The sequence below is a fragment of the Ruegeria sp. CF3 genome, from assembly GCF_056537365.1.
The window spans coordinates 321,613-339,910 of the sequence record NZ_JBQFRK010000001.1 but is presented as its reverse complement, the minus strand read 5'-3'; the positions used below and the strand labels follow the sequence as shown (position 1 = coordinate 339,910).

The 18,298-nt window shown below is 57.1% G+C and carries 17 protein-coding genes; 8 read left to right on the top strand and 9 right to left on the bottom strand.

Features of this window, described 5'->3' with window-relative positions; all coding sequences use genetic code 11:
* Positions 1 to 47: 47 nt before the first annotated feature.
* From ACR0KC_RS01685 to ACR0KC_RS01675, 3 genes are all read right to left on the bottom strand, one after another.
* Positions 48 to 1,049, bottom strand: coding sequence for a DctP family TRAP transporter solute-binding subunit (locus tag ACR0KC_RS01685; RefSeq protein WP_480438504.1), 1,002 nt, complete (start codon positions 1,047 to 1,049; stop codon positions 48 to 50).
* 318 nt (positions 1,050 to 1,367) lie between these two features.
* On the bottom strand, positions 1,368 to 2,597 hold the full coding sequence (locus ACR0KC_RS01680) for a sigma-54-dependent transcriptional regulator (RefSeq protein ID WP_170393221.1): 1,230 nt from the start codon (positions 2,595 to 2,597) through the stop codon (positions 1,368 to 1,370).
* A complete protein-coding gene (locus ACR0KC_RS01675) occupies positions 2,594 to 4,327 on the bottom strand; it encodes an ATP-binding protein (protein WP_170421367.1) in 1,734 nt (577 codons plus the stop codon). Before ACR0KC_RS01675 ends, ACR0KC_RS01680 begins: the two co-directional genes overlap by 4 nt.
* 46 nt (positions 4,328 to 4,373) lie before the next feature.
* Here ACR0KC_RS01675 and ACR0KC_RS01670 point away from each other — a divergent pair, with 46 nt between their 5' ends.
* The gene (locus tag ACR0KC_RS01670) at positions 4,374 to 5,555 is read left to right on the top strand and encodes a cytochrome P450 (protein ID WP_480704698.1); all 1,182 of its coding nucleotides are present in this window, start codon (positions 4,374 to 4,376) and stop codon (positions 5,553 to 5,555) included.
* 106 nt (positions 5,556 to 5,661) lie between these two features.
* Here the strand turns inward: ACR0KC_RS01670 and ACR0KC_RS01665 are convergent, their stop codons facing one another.
* The gene (locus tag ACR0KC_RS01665) at positions 5,662 to 6,135 is read right to left on the bottom strand and encodes an Lrp/AsnC family transcriptional regulator (RefSeq protein WP_010439761.1); all 474 of its coding nucleotides are present in this window, start codon (positions 6,133 to 6,135) and stop codon (positions 5,662 to 5,664) included.
* Positions 6,136 to 6,380: 245 nt separating this feature from the next.
* On the opposite strand from ACR0KC_RS01665, the gene ACR0KC_RS01660 reads away from it, so the two are divergent.
* From ACR0KC_RS01660 to infC, 6 genes are all read left to right on the top strand, one after another.
* The gene (locus ACR0KC_RS01660) at positions 6,381 to 6,695 is read left to right on the top strand and encodes a DUF2849 domain-containing protein (RefSeq protein WP_170393224.1); all 315 of its coding nucleotides are present in this window, start codon (positions 6,381 to 6,383) and stop codon (positions 6,693 to 6,695) included.
* Positions 6,696 to 6,760: 65 nt separating this feature from the next.
* A complete protein-coding gene (locus ACR0KC_RS01655; RefSeq protein WP_480771407.1) occupies positions 6,761 to 8,425 on the top strand; it encodes a nitrite/sulfite reductase in 1,665 nt (554 codons plus the stop codon).
* The gene (locus tag ACR0KC_RS01650; RefSeq protein WP_170595766.1) at positions 8,415 to 9,176 is read left to right on the top strand and encodes a phosphoadenylyl-sulfate reductase; all 762 of its coding nucleotides are present in this window, start codon (positions 8,415 to 8,417) and stop codon (positions 9,174 to 9,176) included. The genes ACR0KC_RS01655 and ACR0KC_RS01650 overlap by 11 nt, the downstream gene beginning before the upstream one ends.
* Positions 9,173 to 9,580 carry a DUF934 domain-containing protein gene (locus tag ACR0KC_RS01645; RefSeq protein ID WP_170393227.1) on the top strand — a complete coding sequence of 136 codons (408 nt, stop codon included), beginning with the start codon at positions 9,173 to 9,175 and terminating at the stop codon, positions 9,578 to 9,580. Before ACR0KC_RS01650 ends, ACR0KC_RS01645 begins: the two co-directional genes overlap by 4 nt.
* Positions 9,581 to 9,685: 105 nt before the next feature.
* Positions 9,686 to 10,519, top strand: a complete 834-nt coding sequence (locus tag ACR0KC_RS01640) for a ferredoxin--NADP reductase (RefSeq protein WP_170405452.1) — start codon at positions 9,686 to 9,688, stop codon at positions 10,517 to 10,519.
* 116 nt (positions 10,520 to 10,635) lie between these two features.
* Positions 10,636 to 11,226 (top strand): translation initiation factor IF-3, encoded by a 591-nt coding sequence (infC, locus tag ACR0KC_RS01635; RefSeq protein WP_310793657.1) that lies wholly within the window; start codon positions 10,636 to 10,638, stop codon positions 11,224 to 11,226.
* A gap of 75 nt (positions 11,227 to 11,301) precedes the next feature.
* Here infC and ACR0KC_RS01630 read toward each other — a convergent pair whose 3' ends face one another.
* Positions 11,302 to 12,618 (bottom strand): aspartate aminotransferase family protein, encoded by a 1,317-nt coding sequence (locus ACR0KC_RS01630; RefSeq protein WP_480771406.1) that lies wholly within the window; start codon positions 12,616 to 12,618, stop codon positions 11,302 to 11,304.
* The gene (locus ACR0KC_RS01625) at positions 12,615 to 13,367 is read right to left on the bottom strand and encodes a beta-keto acid cleavage family enzyme (RefSeq protein ID WP_480771405.1); all 753 of its coding nucleotides are present in this window, start codon (positions 13,365 to 13,367) and stop codon (positions 12,615 to 12,617) included. Before ACR0KC_RS01625 ends, ACR0KC_RS01630 begins: the two co-directional genes overlap by 4 nt.
* Positions 13,368 to 13,477: 110 nt before the next feature.
* On the opposite strand from ACR0KC_RS01625, the gene ACR0KC_RS01620 reads away from it, so the two are divergent.
* Positions 13,478 to 14,377, top strand: a complete 900-nt coding sequence (locus ACR0KC_RS01620; RefSeq protein WP_170645974.1) for a MurR/RpiR family transcriptional regulator — start codon at positions 13,478 to 13,480, stop codon at positions 14,375 to 14,377.
* Between the two features lie 47 nt (positions 14,378 to 14,424).
* Here ACR0KC_RS01620 and ACR0KC_RS01615 read toward each other — a convergent pair whose 3' ends face one another.
* The 3 genes from ACR0KC_RS01615 to ACR0KC_RS01605 all read right to left on the bottom strand — a co-directional run bounded on the left by ACR0KC_RS01615 (position 14,425) and on the right by ACR0KC_RS01605 (position 18,209).
* Positions 14,425 to 15,216, bottom strand: coding sequence for an FAD binding domain-containing protein (locus ACR0KC_RS01615; RefSeq protein ID WP_480771404.1), 792 nt, complete (start codon positions 15,214 to 15,216; stop codon positions 14,425 to 14,427).
* Between the two features lie 95 nt (positions 15,217 to 15,311).
* A complete protein-coding gene (locus ACR0KC_RS01610) occupies positions 15,312 to 17,672 on the bottom strand; it encodes a xanthine dehydrogenase family protein molybdopterin-binding subunit (RefSeq protein ID WP_480771403.1) in 2,361 nt (786 codons plus the stop codon).
* A gap of 51 nt (positions 17,673 to 17,723) precedes the next feature.
* Positions 17,724 to 18,209 carry a (2Fe-2S)-binding protein gene (locus tag ACR0KC_RS01605; RefSeq protein WP_170393234.1) on the bottom strand — a complete coding sequence of 162 codons (486 nt, stop codon included), beginning with the start codon at positions 18,207 to 18,209 and terminating at the stop codon, positions 17,724 to 17,726.
* Positions 18,210 to 18,298: the final 89 nt, after the last annotated feature.

Here is an 18,298-nt window from a genome sequence, read left to right as displayed (position 1 = left end):
ATGCGTCCATAACTCCCCAGTCCCCGGACGCGTGGCTTGAACCGGGATCAGAACCCGGCGTTGATCGCCTGTGCGGCGTCGATCTTGTCCTGACCAACGTCACCGGCAAATTTGTCCCAGACTGGCTTCATCGCATCGACCCAGGCCTGGCGCTGCTCGGGGTTCAGTTCCCGGATGATGCCCCCTGCGTCAGTGATCGAAGCCTTGGCAGCTTCGTTTACGGAAAAGGCCTCCTTGTTACGGGTCTCGGTCACTTCGGCGAGAATCGTCAGGAATTGATCGCGAACTTCAGGCTCCAGGCTGTCCAGCCAGTCAACTGAGGTTACAACCAGATAATCGATGATACCGTGGTTCGTTTCTGTGATGCCGTCCTGCACCTCGAAGAACTTCTTGCCGTAGATGTTCGACCAGGTGTTTTCCTGCCCGTCAACAACGCCCTGTTGCAGAGCACCGTACACTTCCGAGAACGCCATCTTCTGTGGGCTGCCACCAATTGCTTCCATCTGGGCAACCAATACGTCCGAAGACTGAACGCGGAACTTCAGGCCGTTCGCATCCGAAGGATCTTCCAACGGCTTGTTTGCAGACATCTGCTTCATGCCATTGTGCCAGAATGCCAGCCCTTGAAGGCCGCGGCGCTGCATGCTGTCTTTCATCGCCTGACCATCAGCCGAGGCTTGGAACGCATCCACAGCATCGATGTTCTTGAACATGAACGGCAGATCGAACAGGCGGAATTGCTTTGTAAATTTCTCGAACTTCGACAGCGAGGGCGCGGCCAACTGCACGTCGCCCTGCAGCATCGCTTCAAGAACCTTGTCATCGTTGTAAAGAGTGGAGTTCGGATAAACCTCCATGCACATCACGCCGTTCATCTCGTCATTGACGCGCTGCTCAAGCAGCGAAGCGGCGATGCCCTTGGGGTGTTTGTCCGTATTGGTCACATGCGCAAACTTGACGACGATCTCGCCATCATCGCAAGCTGCTACACCAGCGGTCGCTGTCACGGACAGTGCGATTGCGGTTGCTGCCGTTGTCAGGAATTTCATCAGTCTTATCCTCCCAGACTTCCCTAAAACTTCCATCGAGCGCCCAATCAGCGCCGTATGTTGCGGAGTGAACCGAATCGGCTCCTCACTCTCAACATTTTGTTTAGATGTTGCTGAAATCTGTTTTTTCCAAATAATTTCTTACGGTTAAATGATGTCCGTTATAAATCTGGTGTTTCGGCAGAACTACGCTGTGCGATTTTTCGCACAGGCAGTCAGCACCTTGTGCGAATTTCCGCACAATATCCGAATCGATGCGAGCGAATCGCTCGCTTAAGCCACAGCGCAACCGCAGTTCGCCCTAGCGGAAGTGTTTTGCTAACGACGATAGTCTTCTGGCCTAATGTGGTAGCGGGTCAGCTTGTCATAAAAAGTTTTGCGCGGCAGCTTCAGTGCCTTGGCGGCATCCGCAGCCTTGCCATTGTGGCGCCCAAGGGCTGCAATCAGCAAAGACCTCTCAACACGCGCCAATTGCTCGCTCAACCCCAGATCAGCGGCCTGTGCAACCTCATCCGGCATCCCCAACACAAACCGCATTGCCGCCGACATCAACGATCGGGCATTGCCCGGCCAATCCTGCGCCATCAGCGAGGCCAGATGCTCGGGTGTCACTTCAGGTTCCGCAATCCCGGCCTGCTCAGCGGCCTGCGCCACATAGCGGCGAAAGATGACGGGGATATCCTCGGGCCGTTCTGACAGGGCCGGGATTCGCACCCGCATGACATCCAACCTATAGAACAGATCGGCATTGAACCTTCCCTGTGCAGTAAGGTCCGACAAATCGGCCGTTGCCCCTGCGATGATTCTGGCTTCCGTCCCTTGTTCGATCAGTTCCAGCGCGGCGTATTGCGTGGCATCCGACATCGCCGAGATCTCATCCAGATACAGCGATCCGCCTGCCGCATCCTTACAGACACGCAACAAATCATCCGGGTTCAGGCCTGAGGCAGGGCGTTTGACAAATGGCCCCTGTCCAACCGGAGACATCAGATGGACAACTTCAGCGACCTTTGAAACTCCGCTACCCGCTGGCCCGGTAACCAGTACCTCGGCCCGTGTTGGCGCTACGCTCCGCACTCGCTCACGCAAGGCCTCGGCTTGATCTGACAACCCAAACAGCATGCGTGCTGCGGGATCGCCACGCTCAAGTTCGCGCCGTTGCTCGCGTTCCTGCAGAATTTCTGCGCGCGCGGCAAAGGCTCGTTCGAGTACCGCCAATAAGTCCGCTGCTGCACAGGGCTTTTCCAGAAAATCAAATGCTCCCTGCCCCATGGCCTGTACCGCCATCGGGATATCGCCTTCACCTGTCAGCAATACCACCGGAAGCTCAGGATCAACCTCGCGCGCGTATGCGAGCAGATGAAACCCATCCCGCCCCGGCATGCGAATATCCGAGATGATCACACCGCCGAAGTCACGATGAATATGATCCTTTGCGGCCACGAAAGATCCCGCGGTGACCGGTTCATACTCGGCCAATTCGAGGGTTTGCGCCAAGGCCTCACGTACGGCGGCATCATCATCGACCAAAAGCACTTTGCGGATCATGCTGCCTCATCTTCTTCAAAGGGTTCCAGTTCAACCGTGAATTCAGCACCCTCGTCCGTGTTGGCACCGCGAATATCCCCCCCGAAGCTCTGAACCAGACCGTAGGATATCGACAGCCCCAGCCCCATCCCCTCGGACGTCCCAACTGTTTTTGTGGTGTAGAACGGCTCAAACACGCGGTCGGGGTCCTCGATGCCGGGTCCGGTATCCCGCACAGACACGCGAATAGGCTTCCCCCCTGACAGAGTGACCAATATCCTGCGCGTCGGTCGATCGACCATCGCATCCGCTGCATTATTGATTAGGTTGACAAACACCTGCACAAGACGCACCTCTCCACCCCAAGCATAGACCGCAGTCTTTGGCGGCACCCACTCCAACGCGACATTCTCATCGCGCAGGCGCGCCTCAGTCAATTCGGTGGCAGTGTTCAGAACCTGAACCAGATCAACGCGCCCCATTGGTTCGCTTTCATTTCTCGCAAAAGCCCGCAGGTTCTTGATGATCCGCGCCATGCGTGCGGCCATATCGGAAATACGGCCCAGATTTTCGCCAGCTCTCTGGCCCTTGCCGCGCTCAAGAAAGGCGGACCCGTTGTCGGCGAACTGCTGAATCGCCATCAAGGGCTGGTTCAATTCATGACTGATGCCAGCCGACATCTTGCCCAAAGCGCTCAACTTACCAGCCTGAACCAAATCGGCCTGCGCTTGTTTGAGCGCGGCTTCTGCCTCCTGCCGCTCGGCAACTTCGTGGCGCAAAGCGCTATTAGCCGCCGTCAAGGCGCGCGTACGTTGCGCGACCCGGCTTTCCAGCACGGTATTTGCCTCTGCAAGTGTCCGACGGCGTTCCGAGGCCAGAAACAACAAAGCACCAAAGGCGAAACAGATCGCCGCAACCGCCGCCGCCTGCAACCCCGCCAACCGGCGCGCCGGGGCGACATCAACCAGCATCTCTGCGGTCATCGCAATCACCGGAAGATCGAGCGTCAGATGCAGGGCGCGACGGGGCAGATAGCGACCCCAATTGAGCTTCCACACTTCATATCCCGCAATCCAGGTTGAGGCGAAATCGACATTCTCACCTTCGGGTGACATCAGGCCCTGCTGCCCTTGCCCGCGGCGCCATAGTAGCAGATCCGATCGGTTCGAGATAAAGACAACCCCATCCGTATCAACGAAAAACACCGCATCGGTGCTACCGCGCCAAGTTTGTTCAACGTCCTGCACATCGGCCAGAACCATCAACGCGCCTTGTATCTGCCCCAATTCCCCAAATGCAGGGGCCGCATATGAATAGATGCGATCGCCGCTTGCGTCTTCGACCCCATGCGCGCTGCCTAAGGCACCTTGCATGGCGCGCTCGAAGGCCGGATGTGCGGACATATCGCGTTGCGTCACCGGTTGGGCCGCGACAAGAACCTGCCCCTCTGGATTCAGGTACATAACGTTAACGGCAGCGGTTTTGTCTGCCACATCCAGCAGCACCTTTCGGGCGGCCCGTTGCTGTTCTGATGTTTCTAGCTCCTGCAAAGCAGGATGATCCGCCATCAAGGCGGCCACTTCCTGATAGACCTGCATTTGCGTGCTCAGACGGTCGGCGGCCAGTTCCAAATCAGCCTCGGCCTTCTCGCTCAGTTGCGACAGGGCCTGACGATAGCCATAAGTCCAGACCGCCGCTGACAGCAATCCGACCGCGCATAAGAAACCGGCTATGATCCAAAAACGTTGCATATCTAGGGTCTTGCATTCAGCAGCCGCCATGGCAAGTCTGCACCGCATGAAGACGCTGACCCAATCCCCGACCGACCCGGCATTCGTGCAAAACCCATACCCCTTTTATGACAGCGCACGTCAGTTGGGCGATCTGTTCTACTGGAAAGACTACGGCCTTGTCGCGGCTGTCTCGCACAAAGCGGTGCAAATTCTGCTGCGCGATCGTCGCCTCGGGCGTGAAATCCCAGCGGAACTTGCAAAACCCGGCCCAGACCATCTTGCACCCTGGCTAGAAGTCGAATCCCATTCGATGTTAGAGCTTGAACCCCCGCGTCATACTCGATTGCGTTCTCTGGTACTGCGGGCGTTTACCTCTCGCGCGATCACGGCGCTTGAGGGGTCCACTGAACAGTTGTGTCTCGATTTAATCCAGCAGTTCCCCGACGGTCCGTTTGATCTGTTGGAAGCCTTTTGCACCCAAGTGCCCGTGATCACGATCTGCCGTCTGCTTGGTGTGCCGGAAGACATGGCACCGCAACTGTTGCAGTGGTCGCACGCCATGGTGGCCATGTATCAGGCAAACCGGACGCGCCAGACCGAAGACGAAGCCGTCCGTGCCACACAAGCCTTTACCACCTATCTCGAAGAATACATCGAAAAACGCCGCACTGACCCGCGTGACGATCTGATCACCCGGTTGATCGCGGCAGAGGAAGATGGCGAAAAACTCTCGCGGGACGAACTTATCACGACCTGCATTTTGTTGCTGAACGCCGGTCACGAGGCCACCGTGCACGCTATTGGCAATGGCGTGAAGACTATGTTGACGACGGGTACACAGCAGTATGTCCTGACGCCCGGCACCATCGACGGCGCAGTCGAGGAAATCCTGCGTTTCGATCCACCACTGCACATGTTCAGACGCTATGCCTATGAAGACATTGAACTCTTCGGTCACCGCTTTGCGCGTGGTGACGAAGTTGCCTTGCTTCTGGGCGCAGCCAATCGCGACCCTGCTGCTTGGTCCCAACCCGATACATTCGACCCGATGCGAGATGTAAGCGCTAATACTAGCTTTGGTGGTGGCCTTCACTTCTGTGTGGGCGCTCCGCTGGCCCGGCTTGAGATGCGGATCGCCCTGCCCATCCTGTTCCAGCAATGCCCAAAGCTAGAGCTGACGGCAGAGCCGCAATATTCGGACAGCTACCATTTCCACGGGCTGACCAAACTCATGGTAGCGGTCTGACTTAACATCCTGTCAAGAAACCCGGATCCGTGCTTCATCTGGCCATAAATATCTCGGGGGAGTCGCCTTCGGGCGGCGGGGGCGGCGCCCCCATTCACGCTTCATCCTATCCGACAGACTTCAGTGGTAGCATGGTGGTCGATTTGATCTCTTCCATCGAAAGCAAGGCTGTGACGTTGTGCACCCGTACCTCTGAAATCAAAGCCTGATAAAACGCATCATACGCACGCGCGTTCTTGACGCGCACTTTCAGAATGTAATCGATGTCTCCAGCCAAACGGTGCGCTTCCTGAACCTCTGGACGATCGCGCAACGCTTTCAGGAACTTCTGCTGCCACTCAGCCTCATGTTCCGACGTACGGATCAGCACAAAGAATGTGGCCTCAAAGCCCAACGCTTCGGCATCCAGCAATACGGTTTGCTGGCCAATGACTCCTGCCCCCTTCAGCTTGCGAATGCGATTCCAAACCGGCGTCTTGGAGCTCCCTACACGGGCTGCGATTTCGTCAAGCGACTGGCTGGCATCCCGTTGCAGCTCGGCTAGAATTTTCCGATCCGTGTCGTCTATTCGCACCGACATTCCAATTTCCCTTCCAATTCAGAACAAACCTTCTTTCACTCACCGCATATAGAACATTTGTTCTTATTTCTTCGCGCATATGGCGATTTGGCGGGAATATTTCCTATATTGGCACACAAGTCAATTCAGTCACGAGATGATCCGATGCAGGTCAAACAAACAAATATGCGCATTCACAAACCCGGCGTCGCCCGAGTTGCGCAATACCCGCACGTAGTCTCGGTTTTCAATAAGGAGCTTGCCTGATGGCCCGCGCTTTTACCCCCAAAGTCGTCACCGCCAACGACTTGTTGGAAGGTGATGTGATTTACCAGACCGAAGATGACCGGTGGTCGCGCGAGTTGTCCGATGCCGAACTGATCACGGACGAAGCTCACGCACAAGTTCGTCTGCTGGATGCCGCGCGTCAAGCCAACAAGATCGTCGGTGCCTATCTTGCCGACGCGGTGGCCGGAGAAAACGGCCCCGAACCCACCCACTTTCGGGAGGATTTCCGCCGGACTGGTCCGTCCAACTATGCCCACGGCAAACAGGAAACCTCCCCGCAGCCTCGGGCCTGATCTCAGGCCATTCTCTCTCCCCTTCAAGGCCCCGGGTCCGGGGCTGCAACTAAGGACAGCTAAACATGTATCGCTACTCCGAGTTCGACACAGCATTTTTGGCAGAACGCAACGCGCAGTTCCGTGCGCAGGTTGAGCGTCGCATTGACGGATCGCTGACTGAAGACGAATTCAAGCCCCTGCGCCTGATGAATGGTCTGTATCTGCAATTGCACGCTTATATGCTGCGGGTCGCTATTCCATATGGCACGCTGTCCAGTGCTCAGATGCGTCAGCTCGCTTTGCTGGCCGAGAAATGGGACAAAGGTTACGGCCATTTTACCACCCGTCAGAACATTCAGTACAACTGGCCGAAACTGAACGACGTGCCGGATATGCTGGACGCACTGGCCGAGGTTGGCATGCACGCCATCCAGACCTCGGGTAACACCATCCGCAACGTTACCGCCGATCACTTCGCCGGTGCCGCCGCGGATGAGGTCGCTGATCCGCGCCCCTATGCCGAACTGCTGCGCCAGTGGTCGACCGACCATCCTGAATTCCAGTTCATGCCCCGCAAATTCAAGATCGCCATCACCGGCAGCGAGAATGACCGCGCCGTGATCAAGGCGCATGACATCGGCCTGCAACTGGTCGAGCGTGATGGCGTTCTGGGTGCCCGCGTCATCGTTGGCGGTGGTCTGGGCCGTACGCCCATGATCGGCAAAGAGCTATCGGAATTCGTCGCCTTTGACGACCTGCTGGCCTATCTTGAGGCCACCGTTTCCGTGTGGAACCAGATCGGCCGTCGCGACAACAAGTACAAGGCACGTATCAAGATCACCGTGCATGAGCACGGCATCGACGCCATCCGTGCCAAAGTGAACGAACGCTTTTTGAAGGTTCGCCCGCAATTCAAAGGCGCGGATATGAACCTGCTGGAAGAAATCAAAGGCCACTTTGCGCCTCCGGCCTTCCGTGATGGTTCGGTTGCCTCGTTCGAGAGTGCCTACACCAACGATCCGGTCTTCCGTTCGTGGGTCGACACCAACATCGCGCCGCACAAGAACGCGGACCACGCGATCGTCACGATCTCGATCAAGAAGCACGGCCAGACGCCGGGCGATGCGACTGCCGAGCAGATGCGCGTAATGGCTGATCTGGCCGAAGAGTTTGCCTATGACGAACTGCGTATCAGCCACGAGCAGAACGTAATCCTGCCGCATGTCCACAAATCCGACCTGCCCGCGATCCACGCGACGCTGAAAGAATACGAGTTGGCGACCGCCAACATCGGCTTGATCAGCGACATTATCGCCTGCCCCGGTATGGATTACTGCGCACTGGCGACGGCACGTTCGATCCCCGTGGCGCAGGAAATCGCGACCCGGTTCGAAGACCTGAAACTGGAGCATGATATCGGCCACCTGAAGATCAAGATCTCGGGCTGCATCAACGCCTGTGGTCACCACCATGTGGGTCACATCGGCATTCTTGGCCTGGACCGCGCTGGCGTCGAAAGCTACCAGATCACTTTGGGTGGTGACGGTACCGAATCCGCAGCCATCGGTGATCGTACTGGCCCGGGCTTCGCCTATGACGAGATCGTTCCGGCGGTCGAGCGCATCGTCGACACGTATCTGGAGCAGCGCGACAGCGCTGAAGAGACCTTCTTGCAGACCTATCGCCGCGTTGGCATGGCACCGTTCAAAGCGGCGCTTTACCCCGAGGCACAGGCCAATGCCGCTTGACCTGATCCAAACGGAACTGGGGGCTGACCGCGCCGAACTGACCGAAAAGGTCGAGGCACTGAACGCCCGCTTCCGCCACCACAGTGCCCATGATGTGATGCATGGCGCATTGGACGAGATCGAGGAGCTTGCTCTGGTCTCCAGCTTTGGCGCGGAATCGGTGGTGTTGCTGCATATGGCTGCAGTGGTCGACAAGATGACCCCAGTGCTGTTCGTGGACACCCAGATGCTGTTTGCCGAAACGCTGGAATACCAGCAGGAGGTCAGCGAGCGTCTGGGCCTGCGCAATGTGCAGATCATCCGCGCCGAGGATGAAGATGTTCAGCGCGACGATCCTTATGGCGCGTTGCGTCTGCGTGACACCGATGCCTGCTGTAACCTGCGCAAGACCTTCCCGCTGCAGAAAGCTCTGACCGGGTATTGTGGCTGGATCACCGGGCGCAAACGGTTTCAGTCCGGCACCCGTGCCGCGCTGGACTTTTTCGAGGTCGAGGACGGAACCGGCCGGATCAAGGTCAACCCCTTGGCCCACTGGGCGCCCAACGATGTGCGCGCCTATATGGAAGAAAACAACCTGCCCCGGCATCCGCTGGTGGCCAAAGGATACCCCTCGATCGGCTGTGCGCCCTGCACTTCGCCGGTCAAAGAAGGCGAAGACCCCCGCGCCGGGCGCTGGCGCGATCAGAACAAGGAAGAATGCGGCATCCATTTTGTTGATGGAAAAATGGTGCGCATCGGAGAGAAAACATGAACGTAATCGTAAACGACGAGGGCTTTGCCCCCGATGATTGGACCGATGGCTATGTCACGCTGGACGATGCAGCGAATGACGTGGTTGCACTGGATATCGCCTCGGACACTGACCCCGATGAACTGTTTGACCGGCTGGGCAGCGCCCAGATGGTGCGCGTGGACTTTCCATCCTCAGCGGATGGGCGCGGCTTTACGATCGCGCGCGTTCTGCGTCTGAAAGGATATACGGGTCGCCTGCGGGCAAAAGGCCATGTTCTTGCAGACCAATACGCCATGGCGCGTCGTAGCGGCTTTGACGAAGTCGAAATTGATGACACCTTGGCGAACCGGCAGCCCGAAGATCAGTGGCTGGCCCGGGCCAATTGGCAGGACAACAACTACCAGGCCCGCCTGCGCGGCTGACCCGCCATCGCCAACCTGTGATACGAAAGGGGCAATCTGGCCCTTTTCCTGACTTGGATCAAAGATTAAACGGAGATGTCGGTTTAGCAGACCGGTAGTGAAACGATGACAGAGATGAAACCCGTGAGTGAAGCAACCGCCGTTAAGGCCCCCGTCCTGCCCGACGCCCAGACTGTGACCGAGGTCAAACATTGGACCGACCGCCTGTTCTCTTTCAAGGTGTCGCGCCCTGCATCGCTTCGTTTCCGCTCGGGTGAGTTCGTGATGATCGGCCTGCTGGGCGACAACGGTAAACCGCTACTGCGCGCCTATTCCATCGCCTCGCCTTCATGGGATGAGGAACTGGAATTCTACTCGATCAAAGTGCAGGATGGCCCGCTGACCTCAAAACTGCAGCACATCCAGCCTGGTGATCAGATCATCCTTCGGCCCAAACCCGTCGGCACGCTGGTGCATGACGCATTGCTGCCCGGCAAGCGCATCTGGTTCTTCGCCACCGGCACAGGCTTTGCGCCCTTCGCGTCGCTGCTGCGTGAACCGCAGACCTATGAGGATTATGACGAGGTTATCATCACCCATACCTGCCGCGACGTAGCTGAACTGGATTACGGTCGCGAGTTGATCGAGAGCGTCAAACAGGACGAGTTGCTGGCCGAACTGATTGGTGACGGTTTCGCCGACAAGATTCGCTATTACCCCACCACCACGCGGGAAGAGAGCCCAAAGATGGGCCGTATAACCGAGCTGTTGAAAGACGGCACCGTATTTGCCGATCTGGGCATCGAAGGTGGTATCAAGCCAGACACTGATCGCGCGATGGTTTGTGGCAGCCTTGCCTTCAACCATGACATCAAAGCAATTCTGGAAGAGTTCGGCCTGCGAGAAGGCGCCAATTCCGAACCCAAGGAATTCGTGATTGAAAAGGCATTTGTGGGCTAATGGGGTTTGCCGGTGGAGTTATCGACACCCTAAACCGGCAAAAACTCACGAAATTCATGGAAAATTCATGCGGCTTGCAATTTATGCCGCTTGAAACACCTCTCAGCCCGGTCTAAATTCCGGGCTCGAAATTCTGCAATCATCAAAGGAATGAACCCATAGCCCGCAGACCTCACAACGCGCCGCCACAGCGAGATACCGGCCCGCGCGTCAATGACAAGATCCGTGCTCCCGAAATTCGCCTGATTGGCGCCGAAGGTGAAAATGTCGGGGTGGTTCATCCCGCAAAGGCCATGCAGATGGCCGCCGATGTCGGCCTCGATCTGGTTGAGATTTCGCCCAACGCGAACCCGCCGGTCTGCAAAATCATGGATTTCGGCAAGTTCAAGTACGAACAGCAGAAACGCGAAAGCGAAGCCCGCAAGAAGCAAAAGATCATTGAGGTGAAAGAGGTCAAGTTCCGGCCCAACACCGACACGCATGACTATGACGTCAAGATGCGCAACGTGTTCAAGTTTCTTGAGAACGGCGACAAGGTCAAAGTCACCCTGCGTTTCCGGGGCCGCGAGATGGCGCACCAAAACCTGGGGCGTGAGCTGCTGGAACGTGTGGCCGAAGACGTCAAGGATCTGGGCAAGATCGAGAACATGCCCAAGATGGAAGGCCGTCAGATGATCATGATGATTGGCCCGCTGCCACAGAAGTAGGTTTTCTTTTTGTAGAATGACAAAAGCCCCTCCGAAATCGGAGGGGCTTCTTTGTTTTCTGGCTTCTCGCCTAAATCAGATCACCGAGGATATCGCCCGATCAAGCTTGTCTACAAGCTCGACCAGTTGGTCATCTTCGATGATAAAGGGCGGAGCCAGTAGAATATGGTCGCCGTTGCGTCCGTCACGCGTGCCTGACATCGGGTAACAGATCAATCCCTCGGCCATGGCGGCCTTCTTGATTTTGCCCGCCACGCCACGCGACGGATCAAACGGGGTTTTCATATCTCGATCCTCGACCAGCTCAATCCCTCGGAACAAGCCGCGACCGCGAATATCCCCGACATTCGGGTGTTGGCCAAACTTGTTTTCCAACATGCTCTGCAATTTGCCCCCCATTACGCCGGCCCGCGCCGGCAGATCACGAGAGGTAAGTTCCTGTACAACGGCAAGCGCAGCCGCAGTCGCAACCGGATGACCGATATAGGTGTGGCCATGCTGGAAGAAACCCGATCCATCCCGGATCGCATCATAGATTCGACCCGAACACAGCATCGCTCCGATAGGCTGATACCCTGCACCCAACCCTTTGGCGATACAAAGAATATCCGGCGCGACATCGTCATGATCACAGGCAAACAAATGCCCGGTACGACCCATGCCGCACATTACTTCGTCGAGGATCAGAAGAACGCCGTGTTGATCGCAAATTTCACGGATTCGCTTGTAGTACCCCTCGACTGCCGGAACAGCCCCAAGCGTCGCACCAACCACCGGCTCTGCCATGAAAGCCATGACCGTTTCAGGCCCAAGGCGCAGGATTTCTGCCTCCAGCTCATTCGCAACGCGCTGACCATATTCAAAACTGCTCTCATCCTCAGGCTTTTCGGCGTACTCATAGCAAGGAGCGATATGAGTCATCTCGATCAGCATCGGTGCAAACTGCGCCCGCCGCCATTCATTGCCACCCGCCGAAAGTGCCCCCAAAGTGTTGCCGTGATAGCTTTGCCGACGCGCGATCACATGGCGGCGTTCTGGCTGACCGGTTTCCAGATAATACTGCCGCGCCAGTTTGATAGCAGCCTCGGTCGCCTCTGACCCGCCCGAGACAAAATAGACCCGGTCCAGTTCGCCGGGGGCGTGTTTAATCAGCAGATCGGCCAGTGCCTCGGCCGGTGCCGAGGTCATAAAGCCCGTATGCGCAAACGCAATCTGCGCCACCTGATCCTGCACCGCTTTGACCACAGCGGCGTTGGAATGGCCGAGGCATGAAACGGCAGCATCACCACAATCCAGATAGCGACGGCCGGTTGAGTCGATGAGATAACAGCCGTCACCACCAGCGGCCTCAGGCAGTTCCGACTTTGTATGGCGTGGAAATACGTGACTCATGTCGACGTCCTTTTCAGAAGATCAATCAGCGCCGCGACGGATGCGGCATTGTCTGCCCAAGCCTGGCCATCCGGACCGGCAAGGCTGTTCTCAAAACCAACGCGCACATCGCCACCCAGCTGCGCGGCCTTTTGCAGGCACGCATGCTCCTGCCCTCCAAAGGCACAGACCATCCATGGATCAGCGCTGTGCGGAAACACATCCAGATCTTTCGGGTTTGATTCCTGCGCCGTGGCATAGCGACCAAGGACAAGCAGACGCTCGACCTGATCCGAATTTACCACCCCTTCAGCCTGCCAATGGGTCAGTAACTCGACGTCAGCGACATCATAGAGGATATGCTGAACACGAGTCCCTTGTTCCGCGCACAGAGCGTAGACCTTTGGCGCAAGTTCAGGCGACCGTGCAATCTCGCGCACCGAAATCGAAGCCCAGTCCGGGCGCACATTTTGCAAACAAGCAAGTTGTGCTTGAACGCCGAAAACGCCAGCAGCTTCTGTCGTAATCTGGATGTCCATATCAGGGGCCGCAGCACGCAGTTCAGCAATGGTTTCACAATACAAACCCGCATCAAGCGAATGCTGACCCGCCTGATCACGAACATGCAGGTGCAGGCCTTGCGCACCTGCCCGATTGCAGGTCTTCGCAGCTTTGACGATTTCGTCCGTTGTGATCGGCAGCGCAGGATGATCCCCATGCCCCCGCCGCGCCCCGTTCGGAGCCACCAACACATATGGCCTTCTCGTCATCCTCAAACCAGTCCCAGACATTCCGTCACCTGTTTTTTACGATCCCGAATTAAACACCTCGCTCACGTTTTCAATTTGCATTCTTCATAACATTTGTTTTTTCTTACCAAATGCAACACACCTCATCCCAACTGACCGAGCAGCTTCGGCACGAAATCGACACCCTGCCTCAGCAAATGCAAGCCGCAGCGAAATACATCATCGACCACCCTGGCGATTTCGGGCTCGACCCGGTTCGGCTTACCGCCGAAAAGATCGGTGTCAGTTCAAACGTTTTGGTGCGGTTGGCACAACGCATGGGATTCGACAGTTTTGAGTCGTTCAGACGACCCTTTCGCCAAACCCTTGTCACAGACCGAGAAGATCGGCTGGGTCAGGGCTGGCTGGATCGCATGAAATCGGGGGGCCAATTCAGCGCCGCGCAAGCTGGGTTTGCGCAAAACGAACTGAACGTCGTAGCCCGCTCCTTGCGACTGGCCGATCCTGATTTGATGCAACAGGTCACGGAGTACATGATTGCAGCTAATCGCTGTTTCATAACCGCGACCCGGGCTAGCTATGCTTTGGCCTATTATCTCCACTATGCGGGTCGGATGGCACACCCAGGATTTCAGCTTATCCCGCGACATATGGGATCAGCCATCGATGATTTGCTCGAGGCCGATGAAGCGGACTGCCTTTTCGCTATTACCGTTCACCCCTATTCCTCTGACACCATACAATCCATGCGTTTTGCGCGTAAACGCGGAATGCGCATCGCGTTATTGTCGGATAGCGACGTCATCGCCCCTGGTGTTGACCCTGACATCGTGCTGCCTGTCAGTACCCGCGCGCAACATCACTTTTCCAGCTTCTCCGGAGCGATGGTAGTGCTTGAATGCCTGCTGGGTCATCTCTTTGCCGCAGGGGGGTCAGCCGCGCGTGACCGCGTGGAACGCTATCAGACGGCCCGAGAAGACACCGGCGCCTACTGGCGCCCCGCCAAGCCCCCAAGAGTTCGGAAAGAATAAAGAGCCCCGGCTTTCACAGAGGCTCTCAACGCTGATCAACAATCAGATCAGCTGCAAGCTTCGACAGCCCGTTTCGTCATAACAGTGACCAGATGCGCCCGGTACGTTTTGCTGCCGTGCAGATCACCAATCATGTTCATCGGATTAATGTGCAGCCCCATCAAAGCGTCCGCGCGGAACTCTTTGTTCAGGGCCTCCTCAGCCTCTGCCCAGCGGAAAACTCCGTCCTCGCTTGCGCCGGTTACTGCAACTCGAACGCCATTGGCAAACCGGGCAAGATATACCCCGACCAACGCAAACCGAGACGCGGGCTGCAAAAACTTCTGATAACTCGCCGCCTGAGGCACGGGGAAACGCACCGAAGTGATAATCTCGCCCTCTTCCAGAGCTGTCGTAAACATGCCCTGAAAGAAGTCATCCGCCGCTATCTGGCGATTATTGGTGACAATGGTCGCGCCTGAACCCAGTACTCCCGCCGGATAACAGGCCGCTGGATCATTGTTGGCAATCGAACCGCCAATAGTGCCACGATTACGCACCGCAGGATCACCGATCTGGCCGGCCAGCGCTGCCAGCGCCGGATAGTTACCAACAGCTTCAGCGGCCACATTTGCGTGGGTTGTCGCACCGCCTATCGCTACCGAGCCATCATCCTCGACGCAGACCCCTTTCATTTCAGCGATTCCATTGACCGAAACCAGCTTGGATGGCGCGGCCAACCGCTGCTTCATTGTGGGGATCAGGGTTTGCCCACCCCCCAATGCCTGCGCATCCTCAACTTCCAACGCAGTAACCGCGTCAGCGATGGTCGAGGGTTTCTCAAACTCGAAATTGTACATTTCGTTCTTCCTTTCCGAAAAGCGCGGATCCGCCCTTCATCTGGCTATAAATATCTCGGGGAGCGCGAGGGGCTGGCCCCTCGCACCCGAACCTCTCAACCATGCATTGCTGTCCAAACACGCGATGGGCTCATCGGCATGTCAATGTGATCAACAGCCTTTCCACCCGAGTTCAGCGCATCCAGAACCGCGTTGACTACCGCAGGCGGCGAGCCAATCGCACCAGCTTCACCGCAGCCCTTCACACCCAACGGGTTGTGCGTACACGGCGTCTGGCTGGAATGGTCGACCGTATAGAACGGCAGATCATCGGCGCGTGGCATCGCGTAATCCATGAAGGATGCGCTCAGCAACTGGCCATTCTCGTCATAGGCGCAGTTTTCCAACAAAGCCTGACCGATACCCTGACCGATGCCGCCATGTACCTGACCATCCACAATCATCGGGTTAACGATGTTGCCAAAGTCATCCGCAGCGGTGAAGGCTTCGATGGTCACCTGTCCAGTCTCGGGATCCACCTCAACCTCGCAGGCATATGCCCCCGCTGGGAAGGTGAAGTTGGCCGGGTCATAAAATGCGGTCTCCTCCAGCCCCGGCTCAACCTCCAATGGGAAGTTGTGCGGTACATAGGCTGTCAGAGTCACATCACCCCAGGCCACCGACTTGTCAGTGCCCGCGACGCTGAACTGACCGTCCTTCAGCTCGATATCGGCCTCGGACGCCTCGAGCAGGTGTGCCGCGATCTTCTTGGCCTTGTCGATCACCTTTTCGGTCGCCTTAACCATGGCCGAACCACAGACCGCGAGCGAGCGTGAGCCATAAGTGCCCATGCCGAACGGGATCTTCGAGGTGTCGCCATGCACAATCTCGACCATCGACTCGTCGATGCCGATCATGTCGGCCACAACCTGCGGGAAAGCAGTCTCATGCCCCTGCCCGTGGCTATGTGCACCAACCATGACACTGATGGAACCGGTGGCGTTTACCCGCACCGTGGCAGCATCATAAAGACCCGCCCGGGCCCCCAGCATGCCGACGATGTTCGAGGGCGCGATGCCGCAGGCCTCGATATAGCAATTGACGCCTAGGCCACGCAGCTTGCCATTGGCCTCGCTTTCCGCCCGTCGCGCGGCAAAGCCAGCCAAATCAGCAGCAGCTTCAAGCTTATCCATCGTTCCGTTGTAATCCCCGGTGTCGTAGGTCAGCGCCACCGGTGTGTCATACGGGAACTGGGTGATGAAATTCTGGCGACGCAGGGCGATCGGATCGACACCCAGTTCACGCGCCGCCTTGTCGATGACGCGCTCCAGCTGATAGGTCGCCTCTGGCCGACCCGCACCGCGATAAGCGTCCACCGGCACTGTGTTGGTGAACATTGCCTTCACATTCACCTGAATGACCGGCGTCTTGTAGTTGCCCGCCATCAGAGTGCCATGCAGCCAAGTCGGAACCGAGCTTGAGAAGGTCGACAGATACGCGCCCAGATTGGCGTAGGTGTTGGTGCGAAGGCCTGTGAAGTTATTGTCCGCGTCCAAAGCGAGCTCAATCGTGCTGACGTGGTCGCGGCCCTGCGCATCCGACATAAACGCCTCGGACCGGCTGGCGGTCCATTTGACCGGACGGTTGCAGGCCTTGGCAGCGAATGTACAGAACGCCTCTTCCGCGTAGTGGAAAATCTTCGTGCCAAATCCACCACCAACATCAGGCGCTACGACACGCACTTTGTGTTCAGGCAAGCCCAGAACAAATGCGCACATCAGCAAGCGGATCACATGCGGGTTCTGCGAAGTGGTGTAGAGCGTGTACTCATCCGTACCCCGGCTGTACTCGGCCACCGCAACGCGCGGCTCCATCGGATTAGCAACCAGACGGTTATTGATCAGGTCCAGAGTGGTGACATGGGCCGCGTTGGCAAAAACCTCATTGACCTTGTCATTGTCTTCTTCGCCCAGATGCCAGTCATAGCAGATGTTGTTCTTCAGATCCTCATGGATAAGCGTCGCGCCATCCTGCGCTGCGGCTTTCATATCCAGCACGGCAGGGAGCTCTTCGATATCCACTTCAATCGCTTCCGCCGCATCGCGGGCGAGTTCAAGGCTGTCCGCGACAACGGCAGCGATGGGATCGCCTACATGTCGGACCTTGCCTTGCGCCAGAATGGGATGCGGTGGTTCCTGCATCGGGGCGCCATGACGGTCGGTTACTTCCCAGCCGCAAGGCATTCCGCCCACGCCTTCAAAGTCCTTGCCGGTGAACACCTTCACAACCCCCTGCATACCCTCGGCGGCAGATGTGTCGATGTTGGTGATCCGGCCATGCGCGATGTCGGACCGTAGGAAATGCACATAGGCCTGGCCATGTACGTTGATGTCGTCGGTGTAATTGCCTGCTCCGGTCAGAAAGCGTACGTCCTCGCGCCGCTTGGAACTGGCTCCGATGCCACTGTCTTTGGGCATTGCTTGTTCTCCTCCGTGGAAAAGAATTTTCGTCGAAAATTCTTAACCGCCTCACTCGGCGGCGATGCTGGAAACGTCTTGACCCGATGCGGCCATGATTGCCTTGACGATGTTGTGGTAGCCTGTGCACCGGCATAGGTTACCCTCAAGGTACTTGCGAATTTCGCCTTCGGTCGGGCGCGGGTTATCCTTTAGCAATGCTGCAGCGCTCATCACCATGCCCGGAGTGCAAAACCCGCATTGCAGCCCATGATGATCCTGAAAGGCCTGTTGGATCACGTTCAGCGTGCCATCTTCGGCCGCCTGCCCCTCGATCGTGCCCACATCCGCGCCGTCTGCTTCCAGCGCCAGCATGTTGCAGGATTTGACCGCCTCACCATTCACGTGCACTACGCACGCGCCACATTGAGCCGTGTCGCAGCCAATATGTGTGCCTGTCAAATTCAGGTGGTCGCGTAGAAATCCGGATAATAGAGTCCGCCCTTCAACATCACCGCTGACGGCAACGCCGTTCACGGTCATTGAGACCTTGGTCATAAGATCCTCCCCTTTTTTTGGCTTATTTGCTAAGCCAGAGTTAAACACGGTAAATTTCGTTTGAGAACAAAAATATTTGCCTGATTTTT

Excerpts from the sequence above, each read along its gene's own strand:
- ACR0KC_RS01685 (WP_480438504.1), bottom strand. The coding sequence starts at position 1,049 with ATGAAATTCCTGACAACGGCAGCAACCGCAATCGCACTGTCCGTGACA.
- ACR0KC_RS01680 (WP_170393221.1), bottom strand. The coding sequence starts at position 2,597 with ATGATCCGCAAAGTGCTTTTGGTCGATGATGATGCCGCCGTACGTGAG.
- ACR0KC_RS01675 (WP_170421367.1), bottom strand. The coding sequence starts at position 4,327 with ATGCAACGTTTTTGGATCATAGCCGGTTTCTTATGCGCGGTCGGATTG.
- ACR0KC_RS01670 (WP_480704698.1), top strand. The coding sequence starts at position 4,374 with ATGAAGACGCTGACCCAATCCCCGACCGACCCGGCATTCGTGCAAAAC.
- ACR0KC_RS01665 (WP_010439761.1), bottom strand. The coding sequence starts at position 6,135 with ATGTCGGTGCGAATAGACGACACGGATCGGAAAATTCTAGCCGAGCTG.
- ACR0KC_RS01660 (WP_170393224.1), top strand. The coding sequence starts at position 6,381 with ATGGCCCGCGCTTTTACCCCCAAAGTCGTCACCGCCAACGACTTGTTG.
- ACR0KC_RS01655 (WP_480771407.1), top strand. The coding sequence starts at position 6,761 with ATGTATCGCTACTCCGAGTTCGACACAGCATTTTTGGCAGAACGCAAC.
- ACR0KC_RS01650 (WP_170595766.1), top strand. The coding sequence starts at position 8,415 with ATGCCGCTTGACCTGATCCAAACGGAACTGGGGGCTGACCGCGCCGAA.
- ACR0KC_RS01645 (WP_170393227.1), top strand. The coding sequence starts at position 9,173 with ATGAACGTAATCGTAAACGACGAGGGCTTTGCCCCCGATGATTGGACC.
- ACR0KC_RS01640 (WP_170405452.1), top strand. The coding sequence starts at position 9,686 with ATGACAGAGATGAAACCCGTGAGTGAAGCAACCGCCGTTAAGGCCCCC.
- ACR0KC_RS01630 (WP_480771406.1), bottom strand. The coding sequence starts at position 12,618 with ATGAGTCACGTATTTCCACGCCATACAAAGTCGGAACTGCCTGAGGCC.
- ACR0KC_RS01625 (WP_480771405.1), bottom strand. The coding sequence starts at position 13,367 with ATGACGAGAAGGCCATATGTGTTGGTGGCTCCGAACGGGGCGCGGCGG.
- ACR0KC_RS01620 (WP_170645974.1), top strand. The coding sequence starts at position 13,478 with ATGCAACACACCTCATCCCAACTGACCGAGCAGCTTCGGCACGAAATC.
- ACR0KC_RS01615 (WP_480771404.1), bottom strand. The coding sequence starts at position 15,216 with ATGTACAATTTCGAGTTTGAGAAACCCTCGACCATCGCTGACGCGGTT.
- ACR0KC_RS01610 (WP_480771403.1), bottom strand. The coding sequence starts at position 17,672 with ATGCCCAAAGACAGTGGCATCGGAGCCAGTTCCAAGCGGCGCGAGGAC.
- ACR0KC_RS01605 (WP_170393234.1), bottom strand. The coding sequence starts at position 18,209 with ATGACCAAGGTCTCAATGACCGTGAACGGCGTTGCCGTCAGCGGTGAT.